At 60.7% G+C, this 19152-nt stretch carries 9 protein-coding genes and 2 tRNA genes; 8 read left to right on the forward strand and 3 right to left on the reverse strand.

Annotated elements, in window-relative coordinates:
• The first annotated feature begins 28 nt into the window (after positions 1 to 28).
• The 4 genes from NW805_RS03515 (at position 29) to NW805_RS03530 (ending at position 7583) form a co-directional block, all read left to right on the forward strand.
• Positions 29 to 4105, forward strand: coding sequence for a hypothetical protein (locus NW805_RS03515; RefSeq protein ID WP_414421708.1), 4077 nt, complete (start codon positions 29 to 31; stop codon positions 4103 to 4105).
• Between the two features lie 173 nt (positions 4106 to 4278).
• Entirely contained in the window at positions 4279 to 5589 is a 1311-nt protein-coding gene (gene rodA / locus NW805_RS03520; protein WP_414419476.1) for a rod shape-determining protein RodA, read from the forward strand.
• A gap of 120 nt (positions 5590 to 5709) precedes the next feature.
• A complete protein-coding gene (locus NW805_RS03525) occupies positions 5710 to 6915 on the forward strand; it encodes a cysteine desulfurase family protein (RefSeq protein ID WP_414421651.1) in 1206 nt (401 codons plus the stop codon).
• Positions 6916 to 6974: 59 nt separating this feature from the next.
• Positions 6975 to 7583: a CPP1-like family protein gene (locus NW805_RS03530; protein ID WP_414421652.1), complete on the forward strand. Its 609-nt coding sequence runs from the start codon at positions 6975 to 6977 to the stop codon at positions 7581 to 7583.
• Positions 7584 to 7617: 34 nt separating this feature from the next.
• Here the strand turns inward: NW805_RS03530 and NW805_RS03535 are convergent, their stop codons facing one another.
• The 3 genes from NW805_RS03535 to lysA all read right to left on the reverse strand — a co-directional run bounded on the left by NW805_RS03535 (position 7618) and on the right by lysA (position 10892).
• Complete coding sequence (locus NW805_RS03535; RefSeq protein WP_011433250.1) at positions 7618 to 8364, reverse strand: isoprenyl transferase; 747 nt, start codon at positions 8362 to 8364, stop codon at positions 7618 to 7620.
• 6 nt (positions 8365 to 8370) lie between these two features.
• Positions 8371 to 9294 (reverse strand): diadenylate cyclase CdaA, encoded by a 924-nt coding sequence (gene cdaA / locus NW805_RS03540; RefSeq protein ID WP_414328940.1) that lies wholly within the window; start codon positions 9292 to 9294, stop codon positions 8371 to 8373.
• A gap of 218 nt (positions 9295 to 9512) precedes the next feature.
• Complete coding sequence (lysA, locus tag NW805_RS03545; RefSeq protein WP_011433248.1) at positions 9513 to 10892, reverse strand: diaminopimelate decarboxylase; 1380 nt, start codon at positions 10890 to 10892, stop codon at positions 9513 to 9515.
• Between the two features lie 221 nt (positions 10893 to 11113).
• Here lysA and NW805_RS03550 point away from each other — a divergent pair.
• From NW805_RS03550 to NW805_RS03565, 4 genes are all read left to right on the forward strand, one after another.
• Positions 11114 to 11199, forward strand: a tRNA-Tyr gene (locus NW805_RS03550).
• An 8-nt stretch (positions 11200 to 11207) separates the two neighbouring features.
• Positions 11208 to 11279 (forward strand) — tRNA-Thr (locus NW805_RS03555).
• A gap of 134 nt (positions 11280 to 11413) precedes the next feature.
• Entirely contained in the window at positions 11414 to 14203 is a 2790-nt protein-coding gene (locus NW805_RS03560; RefSeq protein WP_414380988.1) for a cation-translocating P-type ATPase, read from the forward strand.
• Between the two features lie 241 nt (positions 14204 to 14444).
• Entirely contained in the window at positions 14445 to 19151 is a 4707-nt protein-coding gene (locus NW805_RS03565) for a PAS domain S-box protein (RefSeq protein ID WP_414421653.1), read from the forward strand.
• The last annotated feature ends 1 nt before the right edge of the window (position 19152 follow it).

The raw sequence follows: 19152 nt of genomic DNA on the forward strand, positions 1-19152 counted from the left end.
TGGATCCCAGGGATGGTGCGAGAAAGAAATGCTCGCCTGGCCGGATCTGGGGTTGAGGAACCTGCGGTCGAGGGGAGAAGAGCCCCAAGCTGCCCCTCAATCCACTCGCGCTACTCGGACGGAGTCCTTGCCCCCCCCTACCCCGGCGCTGGCTGTTTTGCTGCGGAACTTGCTGTCAGAGCTGAGCGTGGCTTGGCTGTTGCTGCTGGGCCTGTTTTTGGTGGTGGTGTCCTCGGGGGTGCTGGCGGCCAGCCACTGGGAGCAATTTTCTCCAACTGCTCAGTATGGGGTGCTCTTGGCCTATACGGCGGCTTTTGGGGTAGGTGCTGGATGGATCCAACGGCAGGAAGGGCTGCGTCTAACCGGTCAAACCTTGGAGGCTATTGCCCTGCTGCTGGTGCCGGTGAACGTGTGGGCCCTGGATGGGCTGGGGATCCTTTGGGGGATCCGCATCCTGGCGCTGGGCTTGCTGCTGGGGATCCCGTTGGCGGCTGGGCGGCAGGTGCGCTCGCTGGGTTTGTTCGCGCCAGCGGTGCGGAGCACTAGTGCCGGATACGCCTTTTATGGAACCTTGGTGAACTTTTTGGCCCTCTCTGGCTTGCACGCTTTCTGGAGCTTGGGGCCGCAGGAGCTTCGCCCTGCTTTTGTCCTGGGGATCCTGTATCTGGGGATCCTCAGCACCGTGATTTACACCTGGAGCCGCCGGTCTCGGGAATTACGGGGCTCCAAGATCTGGCTAATCGGGGCTGCCGGATCCCTGTTAATCCTACGGGGGCTGCTGTCTGGGCATGTCCAAGTGCCGCAGTTGGGGTTGGCGGTGGCCCTGTTGGGTTGGCTAGCAGCGGAATGGCCCCAGGGATCCCCGGACGTCGTAGCAGAAGGCGCTCAGGAGGGGACGCTCTCCCGCTGGTGGGAGGGGAGCTGGGTGCTGTTGGTGGTGGGCTGGCTGCTGGCTGCCATTGGCTTGGCGGAGAGCCCTTTCAGCGGCTGGCAGTTGCTGGGGATTAGCCTGCTGGGGATCCATGTCTTAATCGGGCGCTTGCGCCGACACACCCAGTCGCCCCAGCGGGACGAAGTCCTTAGGGTGCATTTGACGTTGCTGTTCTTGCTGGGCCTGGAAACTTGCTGGGCTTTTTGGCAGGTGTGGCCAGCAAGCTGGCGGCAAGAGGTTGTAGCTACAGTAACCAACTGGTTTCAGCCCCTTGATTCCCCTTGGGGCTTGCTGGGGTTGGTGCTACTGCCCTACGAGGTGCTGTGGTTGGGGTTGGCGGCCCGCTGGCAGAGGAGCGGTCCAGAAGCCGGCGAGACAGACTTTTCTGGGCTGGTAGAACCGACAGAGTGCTTGGTGCTGGGGTTGGGCGGATCCCTGCTGCTCTTGAGCCTTCCCTATCCGGCCATTCGCTTTTGGCACTTGCTTTTGAGTACTGGCATCCTGACCTGGTGGCTGCGGCAGAAGTCCAAGAGAGCTGAGCTCCTCGATCCCCGCTGGGTATTTCTCACCCATGCCTACGGGCTGGGGGCGCTGCTGGCCGGGATCCGCTGGCTCTTGTCTGACTTGAGCCTGTCCAGTTGGGGAGTGGTTCTGCTGCTGGTGGGCCTATTGCAATGGGCAGGGCGGGTAGCTCTGGGTGGGTCAGAGCGCTTTTTTTGGGGAGTGCCTGCGGAGCTGTGGCAGCGAAGTGCAGATGGCATAGGGCTGGTGCTGGTGGGATCCAGCTACTTGGCGTTTTTGCTGCAACGGTTCCTTGATTCGTCTGCGACTGGTGAACAATCCATGGGCTGGCTGTGGCTGCTGGTGCCTCTTGCTTTAACGGCAGCTCAGGTATTGGCCCTGCCCCCCCTGGAGTTCATGCCCCGCTGGCTGCAGAGCCCAGAGCAAGGGGGATTGGGATCCCTTTCCTGGCAGCAGGGGATCCCAGTGCGGGGATCCCTGCGTCTTTGGGCCGTGCTCTCGCTGGTGATGGCGCAGTTGCTCACCTTGGGCAGGCCGGGCCCGGATCTGCTCGGGCTAGGGCTGGGGTTGCTGCTGCTAGCTACCCAGGTGTGGCTATGGGCTTGTCCCTTGCCAAGTTCCCCTACTCCTGGAGCAGAGGGGGAAGCCCTGCTGGCGGTGGCCTTCGGCTCAGGGTTCGGCCTGGTGGGGATCAGCCGGCTCTTGCCGACACTTACGGAAGCGGAATGGCTGCTGGTCTTGGCAGCGCTGCTGTTGCTCTTGAGCGGCTGTCGCTACGGCATCCGGCACCTCTCTTCTCGCCTGCAAGCCGCTTACCGGCCAGCCCTGGATGGCTGGGGTATACCCTTGGGGTTGGTGCTCTTGCTCTCCCTAACGTTGCCCACCGCGGCGGCCCTCTTCACCCCTTCCTCGCCCCCTGCTTTCTCGGCAGCCATACCGCTGGCCTCTGGGGTTACCTGGCTGGCCATTGGTCTCCGACTTTGGGTAGAGGTTGCTCCGGTCTTCTCTGCTCCCATTGCCGAGACGGGATCCTCTCCGACCCTCCCCCCTAGCGCTAGCGGGACGGAGTCCTCTCCGACAGGGGATGCCCCTGAAATTGCCCAAGCCCTTTCATCTGGCCAGATCAAGGGTCAGATGGATGGGTTGTTGTACGGGCTGGGCTGGGCTTTGGAGCTACTGGCGGCAAGCGGCGTGTTGTGGGCTGTGCAGGGATCCCGTCCTGTTGCCCCTCTGCTTGCCGTCATCAATCTGAGCCTGGGGATCCTCTTTTGGATTGGGCCGGAAAAACTCTTGCTTGAGGGGGCCGCTCGCGCTGGCGGGACAAAGTCTTTGGGGGGGCAGCTCCTGCAACAGGTCAGGGCCCTGAGCTTCTGGCGGACGGGGCCTTTGATCTATGCAGGGTTGGGCTGGCTGGGATCCCATGCCCAGTGGAGTGAGGTAACGGGCTTGGGCAGCTTAGGTCTCTCCATCGTGCTGCTGGGCGTGGGCCGCCGACAGTCACCGGAGCAGCACCCCTGTCGCGAACAGGAAGGCCCTCCTCCTACCAACCGGAAGGGGATCCTGGGAGCTTTCGGAATATCGCTGGCGGCCTACGAGAGCTGGGTCTACTTTCTCGGCCAGCAAACTGGGGAATTCTGGGAGGACGAAGCGGCGGTGCTGACAGCTTTGCTAGGGCTGCTCTTGGCAGTGGGCTACTGCCTCTGTCCATCTTGGCTGGTGGCGACCCTGCGGCTGAAAGCGGCCTGGCTGCAGCGGATAGGTGCCGGCAACTGGGGCTTGGCCAGCCTCGCCCTTTGGAGTTTCGCTCTCAGCCCTTGGGGGAAGGGGCTCTGGGTGCTGACGGGATCCGGCCTGGTGGCCTATGCCGCCGGACAGGCGAGAACCTCAACTCTAGAATCTCCAACAGAGCAAAATTGGGTGCCAACGGTCTGGGGTTACCTCAGTGCATGGCAAGGAGCTGGGGTTCTGCTGGGCGGTGTGTTCCTGGGGCTGCCGCAGCTATCCATAGCGCGATGGGCCGGATCCCTGCTCTGTGGGCTGGGGCTGGTTTACCATGGCTTGCCCTGGCGAGGGTGGGGCTGGCCGTCGGATCCCTGGCACAATACGGCCTTGGTGCTACCCCTGACTGCGTTTCTGGTAACCGCGGGAGGAAATAACACCCTTAATCTGCTGCTGGGGGCAACCTACTATGCCCTGCTGGCTATCTGGAGATCCCAAGTGCGCCTGGGCTATGTCAGCCTGTTCTTGAGCAACTGGATCCTGTGGAGTTACGGCTGGCATCAGGATTGGGCTTCCCTGACGTTCTATGCCCTGCCCCTGGTGGGATCCCTGCTCTATGTGGCCCAGGTGGATCCGGGATTACAGGAAACCAACGGACGGCGGGGGCGGCATTGGCTGCGGCTGGTTTCCTTGGGCACATGGCTGCTGGTGGTGCTGGTGGAAACTCACGGGCAACGGTGGACGGGCTTTTGGCCGGTAGGGTTGGGTTTGGCCTTGGGTCTGCTGGGCTTGGCCTTGCGGGTAAGAGCCTATCTCTTCGTGGGCACGCTGGCCTTTGGGCTGGGGATCCTGCGGCAGGGATGGCTGTTGGTAACAACTGATGCGCTGCTGCTCTGGGCCACTGGGATCCTGCTGGGCCTGCTTCTGATTTGACGGCAGCCAATCTTGAAAGGCGTCGAGAAGAGGTGGGATCCCGCCTCTCCGCTTGGCTAGGGCAACTGCAGAGCTGGGAATAGCTCCCCCCGTGGGAGAGGGGTCGAGAGTGAGCCAGTGGGGCAAGGGGCATGTCAAACTGGTGCTGGCCTTGCTTTGGAGGATGGGGTCTATTGCTGGGCAACGTTGACCCAAAGGTGTCTTCTCAGCCTAGGTGGAAAAAGCTTCTGCGGCAGATCTTGGCTCCTTGGCGCGAGTTCGATGGCATGTTGCTGGCCACGGTGCTGGCCTTGACAGGCATCGGCATTCTTGCCATCCGCAGCGCAGTCTGGGAGCGTCCCATCAGCCACTATTGGCTGCAGCAGTTGATCATGGCCGGGATCAGCCTGGTGTTTTTGGGAATGGTAGCCCGGATCCCGTATGAGCGGCTTTTGCGCTGGCACTGGTTCACCTACTTCCTGACCTTGGCAGGTTTAATTGCAGTGCTCTTTTTCGGCACGGCGGGGGGAGGGGCGGAGCGCTGGCTCTCCATCGCTGGCTTTCAGGTGCAGCCTTCTGAGTTTGCCAAGCTGGGGGTAATTGTTACCCTGGCTGCTCTCCTGCACCACTGGCCGATCAAGTACTTCAGCCAGATTTGGGTGGCCGTTGCCGTCATTGCTCCTCCCTGGATCTTGATTTTCCTGCAGCCCAACCTGGGCACTGCCCTGGTGTTTGTGGTGATTGTCCTGGTCATGCTCTACTGGGCCGGAGCCAAGGGCAGTTGGATCCTCTTGCTCCTGTCGCCGGGGGTGGGAGCCATTCTCTATGGCTTACACACTCGCCCAGAGCTGAGCTGGATGCTTTGGGTTTGGCTGCTCTGGTGTCTGGGAATGGCGGGGTTGGCTGCTTGGCGTCTCCCCTGGCAGTGGACGGGGGCCGTAACTTTTGGGGTAATCAACCTGCTCTCGGGGCAGTTGGGTCAGCTAGCTTGGCACCTTCTCAAGCCCTATCAGCGGCGGCGGCTGGAGATTTTTATCGATCCCATGCAAGAGCCCTGGGGAGCCGGCTATCACCTCATTCAATCCCGCATTGCCATCGGAGCCGGCGGCCTCTGGGGCCGCGGTATCCAGCAGGGCACCCAAACCCAGCTGGACTTCATCCCCGAACAGCACACGGATTTTATTTTCTCGGCCATTGGGGAAGAGATGGGTTTTATCGGCACCCTGACGGTGCTGATCCTGTTTTGGATCCTGTGTGCGCGGCTGATCTGGATTGCCCAAGGGGCCAAGGACAATTTTGGATCCCTGATTGCCATTGGGGTGCTGGCGATGATCCTCTTTCAGGCGGTGGTGAACATCAGCATGACCATCGGCCTGGCCCCGATTACCGGCTTGCCTTTGCCTTTTCTAAGTTATGGCCGCTCGGCTCTACTGACCAATTTTCTGGCCATTGGCTTGGTGGAATCGGTGGTGATGCACCGCCAGCGTACTAGTCTTTTCAAGTAGGCAGGCTCAATTTGCCTCCAGCGGGTTTGGCCTCAACAAGGGGAAGCTGCTGCCAGCGTTGGGCAACACTGGCCAAGGATCTTAAGATAGGAACACGGAGCCCCGGCTGGTCGAGCTGGCATGTTGCGTTTGGATCCTGCCCTCTACTTTGACCACAGCGCCACCACTCCGCCTCGGCCTGAGGTGATCGAGGCCATGCAGATGGCGATGCAGGAAAGCTGGGGCAACCCCTCCAGCTTGCACGGGTGGGGAGAACGGGCCGCCATGGCCATGGAGCGGGCGCGGCAGCAGGTGGCCGAGCTGCTTAACTGTGAGCCGGAGGCGCTGCTGTTTACCTCAGGCGGGACGGAGTCCAACAACCTGGCCCTGTTTGGGGTGGCCCAGCGCTACTCTACTCCCCAACATCTCATCATCTCCAGCGTCGAGCACGCCTCGGTGGAGAATGCTGCCCGCCAGTTGCAGTCCCAAGGCTGGCAGGTCACCCGTCTGCTGGTGAACGCCGCCGGCCAGGTGGATCCCCAGACTTTGATCCAGGCGCTGCAACCCAATACCGTTTTGGTCTCCATCGTCCACGGCCAAAATGAGGTGGGATCCCTGCAGCCCATTGCAGAGCTGGGTCAGATCTGTCGCCAGGCGGGGGTGCTCTTCCACACCGACGCTGTGCAGACGGTGGGGCGGATCCCGCTGGATCTGACACAACTGCCGGTGGATCTGCTCTCCCTTTCCGGGCATAAACTCTACGGGCCCCAGGGGGTGGGGGCGCTGTACGTGCGCCCAGGGGGGGAGCTGCGACCGCTGCTGCGGGGGGGCGGGCAAGAACGGCGGCTGCGCGCCGGTACCCAAGGGATCCCGGGCATTGTCGGCTTGGGAGTGGCGGCGGCTTTGGCGGCCCAAGAGCTATCTCAAGAAACGGCCCGCCTGCGGCAATTGCAACGGCATTTGGCCCAGTTGCTGGCGGAGGTGCCCGGTTTGCGGCTGACCGGCCCTGTGGATTTGGAGCAGCGTCTGCCCCACCACCTCAGCTACTGCGCCGCAGGGATCCCCGGGAATGTGCTGGTCAGGGCTCTGAGCCGCCAGGGGATCGCCATTAGCGCCGGCTCCGCCTGTAGCAGCGGCCAACTGATCCCCAGCCGCATCCTCTTGGCCATGGGCTATTCGGAAGCCGAGGCACTGGGATCCATTCGCCTTAGCCTTGGCAAAGCCACCACCTACGCTGCGGTCGAGTATGTAGCCCGATGTCTGCAGGCAGTAATTGCCTCGACCTCCGAATCCGGATCCCTGGAGGATGGGGCAACTCAATCCCCGTTGTCGGTTCCTGTCGCGTAGCCGGATCGAAGGTTGGGCAGGCTGGGTTAAGGTGATAGAGAGTTAAAGGGCTGGTCGCTATGGCTGAGATGAGTCCGTATCAGGTGTTGGGAATTAGCGAAGAAGCCTCTTTTGAAGAGATTCAATCGGCGCGGGCTCGGCTCCTGGCCAGCTTGGGCGCCGATGAACAGCAGCAAGAGCGGGTGGAGCAAGCCTACGATGCCATCCTGATGCAGCGCCTGCGCCTGCGCAAAGAGGGCAAAATCGCCGTTCCCGATCGCATTCGCTACGCCGAACAACGGGCTGCCCATCCTGAGCCGGAGCTGAGTTTGCCTCGCCCTGCTGCCCAAAATCCCCCCTGGGTCAGCCGCTGGTTGGATACCCCCTCTACCGCCGATGCCCTCTGGCCTGCGGCGCTGCTGGGTGGACTGGTGGGTTGGGTTATCTTGGCTCCCGATGAGTACCCCTCGCTGCAACTGGCCTTGGGGCTGATGGCTTGTATCTATTTCCTGTACCGCAAAGAGCGCCGCTTCATTCGCGCTTTTCTCTTGGCCCTGGCGGGCCTGAGCCTGGGGCTGATGTTGGCCTACGGCATTGCCCTTCCTCTCACCGGTGGCGATGCTCCTGGTGCGCTGTTGGTGGGGATCACGTTTGCGGTGATGTGGTTGGTGACCAGCTTTTTGCGCTAGCTGCCGGTTTGCGACAGATATTCAACCTGGAACCTCACCTGCCAAACCGCCGCTGCCGCGACTGATAGCTAAGCAAGGCTTGGTGAAAAGCGGCTCGGTCGAAATCCGGCCAGAGGATGGGGGTGAAATACTGCTCGGTGTAGGCCATCTGCCAGAGCAGGAAGTTGCTGATGCGCATCTCGCCACTGGTGCGGATCAGCAGGTCAGGATCGGAGAGGCCGGTGGTGTAGAGAAATTGGGAAAAGAGGGCCTCGTCAATCTGATCCGGCTGCAGCAGCCCCTGCTGCACCAAGGTGGCAATGGAGCGGCAGGCCTGCAGGATCTCCTGTCGTCCCCCGTAGTTGAGGGCCACCGTCAGGCAAATGCCCTTGTTGTGCTGGGTGCAGGCCACCGCATGCACGATGGTTTCCTGCAGAGAGTGGGGCAGAGCCGACAACTGGCCGGCAAACTGGATGCGCACCCCCTGCTGCACCATTTCCCCCAATTCCTGCCACAGCACCTGCTCGAACAAAGTCATGAGAAAATCCACCTCCTCGCGGGCCCGGCCCCAGTTCTCGGTGGAGAAGGCATAGGCGGTAAGGGCTGGGATCCCCCAGTCATCACAACAGCGCAGCAGCTCCTTCAGGGCCGCTACCCCTCGCTGATGCCCAACACTGCGGGGTAAGCCCCGTTTTTGCGCCCAACGCCCGTTGCCATCCATCACCACCGCCACATGGCGGGGCAACAACTGCGGATCTAGGTCGGCAGGCAACTGCAGAAGATGGGCAGGAGAAAGGGTCATGGAGATTCAGTCTTCGGGGAGGGTTTTCTCAGGTTTGCGAAAGAGTTTAGTCAGATCGGCAAGGGATCCCCACCAGCGCAGCGGCCCATTGCGAAACCAGGGGTGGGCCCACAATCCCTTTAGCGGAGCATCTCGTTTTTTGGCATCGCGGGGATTGCGCAACCGCTGTACCAGCAGTTCGTGTAACTTGGCACTGGTCAGAGGCCGCTCGATGCGCCCACCCTCCGCCAGGGAAATGGATCCCGTTTCTTCTGAGACCACAATACACAAGCAATTGGTCTGCTCTGTGATCCCCATCGCAGCGCGGTGCCGTGTGCCCAGCTGTCGAGAGGCGGCCCGCTCCGAAACCGGCAGGATGACCCCCGCTGCGCGAATGCGATTCCGATGGATGACCACAGCCCCATCATGCAACAAAGTTGAAGTCTGGAAAATGGTCTGCAAGATCTCCCGCGACACCCGCGCCTGCAGAGGTACCCCTTTGTCGGTAAACACCCGCGAGTCAATTGGCTGCTCCGGCTCGATGACAATCAGCGCTCCTGTGCGGTTTTGGGAAAGTTCTCGCACCGCTTGCACCAGTTCTTCCACCAAATCTTCCTCAGGATCCTCCTCGTCGTCGCCTGCGTTGCTTGGCCACTCCATGCGGATAGCTCTTGCCAGTTGCTCCAGCAGCCGGCGAAACTCCGGTTGAAAGAGCACGCCCATGGCTACGGCTGCGCCCAGGAGCAGGCGATCCAAGATCAGGTGAACCAAGGGGAGAGAGGCTGTGGCCAGGTACAGCACCAGCAGCACTATAAATCCCCTCACCAGCACCCCAGCACGACTTTCGCGGGTGTAGTAGAGAGCCAAAGCCAACAGAAAGACAGCCAGAGCCCAGTCCAAGAGGCTGAGAAAGTTAAACTGCTGTAGCCAAGCCCATAAGGCCGCCAGCATGGCGAAAAACCCCGTTCACGCTCCCCTCATTGCGGACCTTCTGCCTGGTGCCGTTCTGCACCTCAGAACCCCTGTTGGACTGCGGCCCCCAGACCAGCCTACCACTCACCTCCTGGCTGTCTTCCAGTCTTTCTCGCATGAGGTGCGTTGGCTGCGGTCGGCGCTGCCAGGAAAGGCTGTGCCTCTACTGACCAGATGGGTATGGGCAAACTTCCCCTTCAACGCAGCAACCGCTCTGGCAAGACATCTTGACGGATTAAGTCGGCATAAGTTTCTCGCCGCACAATCAACTGGGCCTCTCCCTCGTTGACCAGCACCGCGGCTGGCCGAGGGAAGCGATTGTAATTGGAAGCCATGCTGTAGTTGTAGGCCCCCGTCGCCAAAACCACCAACACTTCTCCTGCCATTGGGGCGGGCAGAAGCACATCCTTCAACAGCACATCCCCCGACTCGCAGTGCTTGCCGGCCACCGTTACCCGCTGCGTGGCCTCTGCCTCTGGTCGGTTGGCCAGAAGGGCGGTATAGCGGGCTTGATAGGTGATCGGGCGGGGGTTGTCGGACATACCACCGTCGATGGTGATGTAGGTGCGTCCCTGGGGCAGGTCATCGCTGGGAGGGATCCGCTTTTGCCCTCCCAGGGTGTAGGCGGTCACGGCAGCCGGCCCAATCACAGATCGTCCAGGCTCGCAGAGCACCTTGGGCAAAGGGATCCCGGACTGGGCAAAGGCTTGTTGCACCGCCGTTGCCACAGTTTCCACCCACTCCGGGATGGAGGGGGGATCATCGGATTCGATATAGCGGATCCCCAGGCCCCCACCCACATTCAGCTCTTGTAGGGGCAACCCTCTGCCCAGCCCTTGCCGCCAGATCTGGGCCAGCACCCCCGCCAGGTCGCGGTGGCCCTGTAGATCAAAAATCTGTGACCCAATGTGGGCATGGAGCCCAACGCACTGCAGTTGGGGATGGGCTGCCAAAAAGTCAAACACCTCCGGCAGTTGCCATTGGCCGATGCCGAATTTGCTGTCGGTTTGTCCGGTGCGGATGTACTCGTGGGTGTGGACGTCAATACCAGGGTTAACCCGCAGGAGCAGCCGCGCTGGCCGTGCGGGCGTGGTCAGGGCCGACACCTGCTGCAGTTCGTACAGGCTATCGACCACCAAAGTACAGCCCGTCTCCAGGGCCAAGTTCAGCTCGTCGAGAGACTTGGCGTTGCCGTGCAGATAGAGATCTTCACCTTTGGCCCCCGCCTGCAGGGCCGTGTACAGCTCCCCGCCAGAAGCCACATCCAACCCCAGCCCTTCTTGCAGCGCCAATGCACAGATGGCCAGGCAATTCCAGGCTTTCGTGGCGTACAAAACCCGGGATCCCCCGGCGTAGCAGCGGGCCCAGGTGTCACGGTAAAGCTGGCAGGCGCGGCGCAGCGTCCATTCGTCCAGGATGTAGAGAGGGGATCCAAACTGGCGCACCAGCTCCACCACGTCGCACCCCCCAATTTCCAAGTGCCCCCGGCTGTTGATACGGCTGGTCAAGGGGCGCAAAGACTGGTTGGGGGAAAGGGTCTGCTCTGGATGGGTGGGAGTGCCGAGGGTCGAAATCATGGTCAGGAGTCAGAAAACTGTCTTAAACGATATCAAGTTCCTTATTCAGTTTGTCTTGAAAAGTGCCCAGCCCTAACCCGATCCCTTTATACCCAGCTCTGGGGCTGCCTCGTTCCGCTTCGACTCTGACTCCTCGGTTTTGAGATGGCTGACAATTGGCACAGTGGGAGTGTGTCTGACTTACGCAACACCTTCTGCTATGATGAAAGACCGGTGTCAACGGGTCGATGCCCGAGGGGTTAAAGGGGGCGGACTGTAAATCCGCTGGCTTACGCCTACGTTGGTTCGAATCCAACTCGGCCCACCATCGGCTTTGCCCACGTGGCTCAGTGGTAGAGCACCCCCTTGGTAAGGGGGAGGTCACGAGTTCGATCCTCGTCGTGGGCTTAGCGCTCTGAAGATGATCCCAGCCGCTGGCGCCAGAAGAGCTATGGCCCGAACAACTGGGGAGATGACAAGAATCCTCCCCCTCGAGGGCGGGGAGTATGTCAAAATGCGGCAAGAACCCTCGAGTGGTCGCGATGATCCCACCGGATGGATCCCCCCTTGCTTCTGTTCCTGCCTGGCATAGCCTCACCCTCGCCGCTGCCATCCAGAAGTTGCAGACCGATCCCGATCGTGGCCTCACCACTCAGCAGGTGATCCAGAGGCAGCGGCAATATGGCCCCAATGAGCTGATCACCACTTCTGGCCGTAGCTCCTGGCAAGTCCTGCTGGATCAATTCCGCAACATCATGCTGCTGATGCTGATCGCCGTAGCGGCGATCTCAGCCACTTTGGACTTGCAAGAAGGCGAGTTTCCCAAAGATGCCCTGGCCATTTTGTTGATCGTTGGCCTTAACGGTGGCCTGGGCTATTTGCAAGAAAGTCGGGCGGAAAAAGCGCTGGCGGCCCTGAAAAAACTGGCCTCCCCTACTGTGCGGGTGGAGCGGGATGGCCTGTGGCAAGAAGTTCCAGCCAGCCAACTGGTGCCGGGGGATCGCGTGCTGCTGGAAGCCGGGGTACAGATCCCAGCCGATGGGCGCTTGGCCGAGGCCGTGAACCTGCAGGTGCGGGAAGCAGCTTTGACCGGAGAAGCCACCCCTGTAACCAAACAGGCAGATTGCGTACTCCCGCCGGACATCGAGCTGGGGGAACGGCGCAACATGGCCTTCATGGGCACCGAAGTGATTCAGGGGCGAGGGATCCTCTTGGTTACTGCCACCGGCATGAACACGGAGCTGGGCAAAGTGGCGAAGCTGCTACAAACGGTGGAAAACGAGCCCACCCCGCTGCAGAAGCGCATGAGCCAACTGGGCAATGTGCTGGTGTCGGGATCCCTGGCTTTGGTGGCCCTGGTGGTGGGGATAGGGCTGCTGCAAGCCGGGAGCATGGCCCCCTTTACCTCGCTTCTGGAAACCTCCTTGAGCATGGCCGTGGCCGTGGTACCAGAGGGGCTGCCCGCGGTTATCACTGTCACCCTGGCCATTGGCACCCAACGCATGGTGCGCCGCCATGCCCTCATCCGCCGCCTGCCGGCAGTAGAGACCCTGGGATCCGTGACCACCATCTGCTCCGACAAAACCGGCACCCTCACGGAAAACAAAATGGTGGTGACCGACATCGTTACCCCCGACCGCCACTACCACGTCAGCGGCAGCGGTTACATCCCCAAGGGCTCCTTCTACTGCGGCGGCCAGCTCATGGATCCGGAGAGCGCCCCAGATTTGCAGGCCATCTTGCGGGCCGTGGTGTTCTGCAACGATGCCCTGTTGCAGGCCAGCCTCCAACCCGTTGCCGGTCGCAACCCTCGGTCTGCAGTTTCTTCTCCCCCTTCAACGCCCACCTGGTCCATCCTGGGGGATCCGACCGAGGCCGCCCTGCTGGTGGCAGCCGCCAAGGCCAACCTCCACAAAGGCTCTTTACAGGAGCGCTACCCACGGGTGCAGGAGCTCCCCTTCAGCTCGGAACGAAAACGCATGAGCGTGGTGATCCAAGAAAACGGCGGCTACTGCGTCTACACCAAGGGATCCCCAGAGCTGGTGCTAGAGCGGTGTGATCGTATCCAGAAAGGGGGCACTTGGCAGGAGCTGTCGGAAACAGATCGCCAAGCCATCCTCGGCACCAACAACCGCCTGGCCGCCCAAGGTATCCGGGTTCTGGGGGTAGCCACCCAGAGGCTAGAGCGGATCCCGGACAACGGGGAAGAGGTGGAGCACAACCTGGTTTGGCTGGGCTTGGTGGGGATGCACGATGCTCCGCGACCAGAGGCACGAGAGGCCGTGGCCCGCTGCCGAGAAGCCGGGATCCGCACGTTGATGATTACCGGCGACCACCAACTGACAGCTGTTGCCATTGCCCGCCAGCTGGGCATTCTCGAGTCGGAGGATCAGGCGATTGACGGGCGTACCCTCTCCCGCTTGAGTTTCGAGGAGCTGCTGCAAACGGTACAAACCGTCAGGGTCTATGCCCGCGTCGCCCCCGAACACAAGCTGCGCATTGTCCAGGCCTTGCAAAAGCAAAACGAGTTCGTGGCCATGACCGGGGATGGGGTCAACGACGCCCCTGCCCTGCGCCAAGCGGATATTGGCATCGCCATGGGCATCACGGGCACCGATGTGAGCAAAGAGGCCAGCGACATGGTGCTGCTGGACGACAACTTCGCCACCATCGTGGCCGCCATTGAAGAAGGGCGAGTGGTCTACAGCAACATCCGCCGCTTTGTGAAGTACATTTTGGGCAGCAACATCGGTGAGGTGCTGACAGTGGCTGCTGCCCCCATCCTGGGCTTGGGGGATGTGCCGCTGACACCCCTACAGATCTTGTGGATGAACTTGGTGACCGATGGCCTGCCCGCTCTGGCCTTGGCTTTGGAACCGGCGGAGCCAGGGGTGATGCAGCGCCCCCCCTTCAACCCCAAAGAGAGCATCTTCGCCCAGGGTCTGGGAGCCTACATGGTGCGCATCGGCGTGGTTTTTGCCATCTCCACAATCCTCATGATGGCCATTGTGGAAGCCTACATCCCCCACTGGCGCACAATGGTCTTCACCACCCTGTGTATCGCCCAGATGGGCCATGCGCTGGCCGTGCGCTCCAACGAGAAGCTCACCATCGAGACCAACCCTTTTTCCAACCCCTACCTGCTGGGCGCGGTCCTGACCACTCTGCTCTTGCAATTGGCTCTGCTCTATGTGCCTTTCTTGCGCAGCTTCTTTGGCACAGAGGAGCTAACCCGCACTGAACTTTTGATCTGCTTGGGCTTTAGCACCGTGGTTATGGTCTGGGTGGAGTTGGAAAAACTCTATTGCCGCTGGCGCAAGGGATCCCGCTGAATCTTCACAATTATTTTTCACAATAAAGCATCTTCACAATAAAGAGTCTCTCTCCCTACTGCACCCAGAAACAAAGCTTTGAGCCAAGACTCATTTCCCCAAAAAGCCACTCTTGAGGAATCCTGCCCATTGCATAGAGGCCATTTCCGCAAGTTAGCTGAGCTTCCCCTTTTGACCTCCAAGATAAGCTGGAAAGACTTGCTGGGATACTGTGGAAAGGGGGCAGGAATCTCTGGGTTCTATGCACAGAGAGCTATGGGCGGTAGGGAAAACGGTGGGCCTGGTGGATCCCTCTGGCCTTGCCTTTTGGCTGCTGGGATCCCTCTTCTTGGCTCTCCTGCTGCTTGGCGTCAGCCTGGGGGAAAGTCAGCCGCTTTCTGTCTTCAGAGGGATCCTGGGATCCCTTTCTCGAAGATTTCCCTTCCAACCTCCTAGAGGCACCCCCAGCCCAGAGGCTCGTTTTCGGGCAGCCTTGGAAGCCAGCTTGGATGCTATTTACCTGCTGGAGGCGGTGCGGGATCCCGTTACCCGCGAGATCCGCGACTTTGTCTTTGTGGATGTCAACGCCAAGGGGGAAGAGCTCATTTCCCTCCAGCGCCGGCAGATCATCGGCCAGCGGCTGTGCGAGCTGCTGCCCATCAACCGCTGGGGGGGCTTTTTTGAGAAATACAAGCGAGTGGTGGAAACCGGCATTCCTCTGGAAGAGGAGTTCTCCATTTCGGGGCAGCCGGGCTTGAAGGCCAGTTGGATCCATCACCAAGTGGTGCCGGTGGGAGACGGGATCCTCATCACCAGCCGCGACATCAGCGAGCAGGTCCAGATCAAGCAAGCCCTGGAGGCAAGCGAGTTGCGCTACCGGGCCCTCTATGAGGCGATCCCGGATTTGATTTTCGAGATTGACCCTGAGGGGCTGATTCTCAACTGCAAGCCTTCTCCCTACGTCCCCACCCAGCATCCGCCCGAGTTTTGTGTGGGTCGCCGCGCCCAAGACGTGTTTCCCAGCTCTTTCGGAGAGCAGTATCAGCTTTTAGCAGGGCGGGCCCTGTCCACTCAAACGCCACAGTATCTGGAGTACGAAATGGTGCTCCCCGCCGCTGCCGCAAACGAGTCTGAGCCGGCAATCCGCCGCTATCAGAAGGCTTGCGTCGTTGCCCATGGCAGAGATAGAGTCTACGTTTTGGTGCGGGATATCACCGAGCGGAAAGAGGCGGAGTTGGCCCTTAGAGAAATGGAAGCCACCCAGCGGGCCATTCTCCAAGACATCCCCGACCTCATCCTTCGCCTGAATAGCCAGGGCATCTGCCTGAGCTTTATTTCCGGCGGCGATGTCCATCTTTACTGCCCAGCAGAGCGCCACTTAGGTCGATCCCTGCAGGAGCTTTTGCCACCGGAGTTGGCCGAGCAGCGGCTTTTCTTTGTTCAGCAGGCTCTGGCCACCCAAACCCAACAGCGCTACGAGTACAGCATTGAAGTCCGAGGGGAGGTACGCCACGAAGAAGCCCGCATTGTGCCTCTGAACAGCCAGGAAGTCCTGGTGATCGTGCGGGATATTACAGAAGCCAAGCAGGCGGAGCTGGCCTTGAAAGCCGCTGAACAGCTGCAGCGAGCCATTCTAGAAGCCATTCCCGACTTGATCTTTCGCCTGGACAGCCAGGGCATTTGCTTGAGCTTTATCTCGGGGGGCGAGGTTCTTCTCTATGGCTCACCCGACACCTACGTGGGCCGATCCCTCCAAGAGGTCCTGCCAGCGGAATTGGCCGAGCAGCGGCTTTTCTATGTTCAGCAAGCCCTGGCCACCCAAACCCAACAGCGCTACGAGTACAGCATTGAAGTTCAAGGGGAGGTACGCTACGAAGAGGCCCGCATTGTCCCTCTCAACAGCCAGGAAGTCCTGGCAATCGTGCGGGATATTACAGAAGCCAAGCAGGCGGAGCTGGCCTTGAAAGCCGCTGAACAGGTGCAGCGAGCCATTCTAGAAGCCATTCCTGACTTGATCTTCCGCCTTGATAGCCAGGGCATTTGCTTGAGCTTTATCTCGGGGGGCGAGGTTCTTCCCTATGGCTCACCCGACACCTACGTGGGCCGATCCCTCCAAGAGGTCCTGCCAGCGGAATTGGCCGAGCGGCGGCTTTTCTTTGTTCAGCAGGCTATAGCTACCCAGACGCGGCAGCGCTACGACCAAAGCATCGAGATTGAAGGGGAGACCCGCCACGAAGAGGTGCGCATTGTGCCCCTCAACCCCCAAGAGGTGGTGGTGATCGTCCGCGATGTAACCGACCGGGTGCGATCCCAGCAGGCCGTCCAGGAAAGCGAGCAGAAGTTCCGGGCGCTGTTTGAGAATGCCGCTGTGGCCATCCTCATCCGTCATGCCGAGACCGGCGAGATCCTGGAGGCCAACTCCCAAGCCATTGCCGCCTACGGGTTTTTCAGCCTGGAGGAGCTGCGGGCCTTCGACGCTTGCGAGCAGTCTCCCTATCGCCGGGCTTTGCAGGGGAGGGAGTTTGCCTTGCAGCCCTACTTGGAGCAGGCCCGCCAGCAGGGATCCGCCCGCTTTGAGTGGCGCTGGCAGCGGCAGGATGGCCAGGTTGTCTGGGAAGACGTGTTTGTGCAGCCCCTTGTCTTGCGCGGGATCCCTTGTTGGGTGTTTACCGCGGTGGACATCACTGCCCGCAAGTCGGCAGAAGCGGAGCTGGAGCAGTTTTTCTCGGTAGCTCTGGATTTGCTTTGCATTGCCGATGCCCAAGGGTACTTTCGCCGTCTCAACCGCGCCTGGGAGACCACCCTGGGCTATTCCCTGCAGGAGCTCCAGAGCCGACCCTTTTTGGAGTGGGTTCATCCGGAAGATGTCCCCGCCACACAGGCTGCCATGCAGCAGCTTGTCGAAGAGAAACGGCTGGATCACCTTGTCAACCGCTACCGCACCCAGGACGGCAGCTATCGCTTCATCGAGTGGCGAGCCTCTTTGGCCGGATCCCTGATCTACGCCGCCGGGCGGGATATCACCCTAGCCAAGCTGGCAGAAGAGCAGATGAAAGCAGCTAAGGAAGCTGCCGAAGCCGCCAGCCGGGCCAAGAGCGAGTTCCTGGCCACCATCAGCCACGAGATCCGCACCCCCATCAACGCCATTTTGGGGATGACCAGTCTACTCCTGGACACCTCCTTGGATCCGCAGCAGCAGGATTGGGTACAGACCATCCGCTATGGAGGCGAGGTGCTGCTGAACCTGATCAACGACATCCTCGATTTCTCCAAGATCGAGTCCCAAAAACTGGAACTGGAGGAAATACCCTTTTCCTTGCCGCAGTTGGTGGAGGAGCTGCTGGATTTGATGGCCGCCCAAGCCCAGAGCAAGGATCTGGAACTGGTGGCTTGGGTGGATCCCAGCCTGCCGCCAACCTTGATAGGGGATCCAAGTCGCCTGCGGCAAATTTTGGCCAACCTGCTCAGCAACGCCATCAAGTTCACCCCCCAGGGAGAGGTGGTGGTGACCGTCGAGGCCGGGGAGAGGGATCCCGAAAAGCAATGGGTCAACGTTCAGGTGCGGGATACAGGCATTGGCATTCCCCCCGAAAAATTGGATCGCCTCTTCAAGCCCTTCAGCCAGGTGGATAGCTCCATCAGCCGCCAGTTTGGGGGCACCGGCCTGGGCTTGGCCATCAGCCAGCGTCTCTGCCAGCTCATGGGGGGAGCAATCGGGGTGGAAAGTCAGCCGGGCCAGGGATCCACTTTTCGCTTTCGCATCCCCCTAAAGAGGCCAGACCAGGAGCTGTTGCCAACCGCCGCACCGGATCCGTGCTTGGCCGGCAAGCGGGTTTTGCTGGTGGAAGACAACGCCAGTCAACGGCAGTTGCTATCCCGACTGCTGAGCGCTTGGGGCATGGAGGTAACCTGTTGTGCCTTGGCGGCAGAAGCCCAGGCTGCAGTTAGAACTCGTCCTTTTGACCTGGCCCTTCTGGATGCCACCCTGCCAGACCGGGATGGCTTGACCCTGGCGGCTGACCTGCAGACAGCGCAACCCCGCCTGTTACCGCTAGTGCTGACGGGGCGCAACTTCCTCTCCACAGCGGCTCCCTTTCCCGCTCTGGCCAAGCCGGTCAAAGCCTCCCAACTGCGGAAGCTGCTGCTGGGGCTTGTGGGAGAAAAAGCTCCTTCCTCCTTATCTTCCTCTCCCGCCGCTCCTCCCTCCATTTGGGACGCGACCCTGGCCAGCCGCTACCCGCTTCAGATCCTGGTGGCAGAGGATAACCCGGTTAACCAGAAGGTGATTCGCCTCATGCTGGAGCGATTGGGCTACCGGCCCGACATAGTCGGCAACGGTCTGGAAGCCGTCCAAGCTCTGCGCCTGCGACCCTACGATCTGGTGTTGATGGATATGCAAATGCCGGAGCTGGATGGTCTTTCGGCCACCCGTCGCATCCGCGCTGAACTGCCTCCTGAGCGCCAGCCTCGCATTGTTGTCCTCACGGCCAATGTGTTTTCGGAAGGCCGTGCTGCTGCCCAAGCTGCTGGGGTAGATGGCTATCTAACCAAACCCTTGGAGCCGGCTACCCTAGTCCGGGTTCTTCAGGGATCCCTTCCCCTTCCCATCCCGGCCAGCCAAGAAGAGGATCCGCCCCTCGACCCCGTTATCCTCGCCCAGATGCGGGCAGTCTTCAGCTCTCCAGAAGCCTGGCAGGAGATGATCCAAACCTACCGGCAGGACAGCGAAGCTCTATTGGGATCCCTGCGGCAGGCCCTAGAGCAGCGGGATCCCCAAGCCATTGCTCGGTTGGCCCACCGCCTCAAAGGCGGCAGCAGCACCCTGGGCGCCAAACGTCTGGCCGAGCTGTGTCAGCAGTTGGAAAAGCTGGTTCATGCCGAGCCAGCCAGTTCTGTAAAATGGGACACTATAGAGCAAGCCGTGCAGAAGCTGGAGGTGGCATATCGGCAAGTTATCCTCAGTCTCTGAG

It is taken from the genome of Synechococcus sp. W60.1 (genome assembly GCF_047461575.1).
Classification (GTDB): Bacteria; Cyanobacteriota; Cyanobacteriia; order Thermostichales; family Thermostichaceae; genus Thermostichus.

Bases quoted from the DNA above. Each gene is read 5' to 3' on its own strand.
- NW805_RS03515 (WP_414421708.1), top strand. From the start codon at position 29: ATGCTCGCCTGGCCGGATCTGGGGTTGAGGAACCTGCGGTCGAGGGGA.
- NW805_RS03525 (WP_414421651.1), top strand. From the start codon at position 5,710: ATGTTGCGTTTGGATCCTGCCCTCTACTTTGACCACAGCGCCACCACT.
- NW805_RS03530 (WP_414421652.1), top strand. From the start codon at position 6,975: ATGGCTGAGATGAGTCCGTATCAGGTGTTGGGAATTAGCGAAGAAGCC.
- NW805_RS03535 (WP_011433250.1), bottom strand. From the start codon at position 8,364: ATGACCCTTTCTCCTGCCCATCTTCTGCAGTTGCCTGCCGACCTAGAT.
- cdaA (WP_414328940.1), bottom strand. From the start codon at position 9,294: ATGCTGGCGGCCTTATGGGCTTGGCTACAGCAGTTTAACTTTCTCAGC.
- lysA (WP_011433248.1), bottom strand. From the start codon at position 10,892: ATGATTTCGACCCTCGGCACTCCCACCCATCCAGAGCAGACCCTTTCC.
- NW805_RS03560 (WP_414380988.1), top strand. From the start codon at position 11,414: ATGATCCCACCGGATGGATCCCCCCTTGCTTCTGTTCCTGCCTGGCAT.
- NW805_RS03565 (WP_414421653.1), top strand. From the start codon at position 14,445: ATGCACAGAGAGCTATGGGCGGTAGGGAAAACGGTGGGCCTGGTGGAT.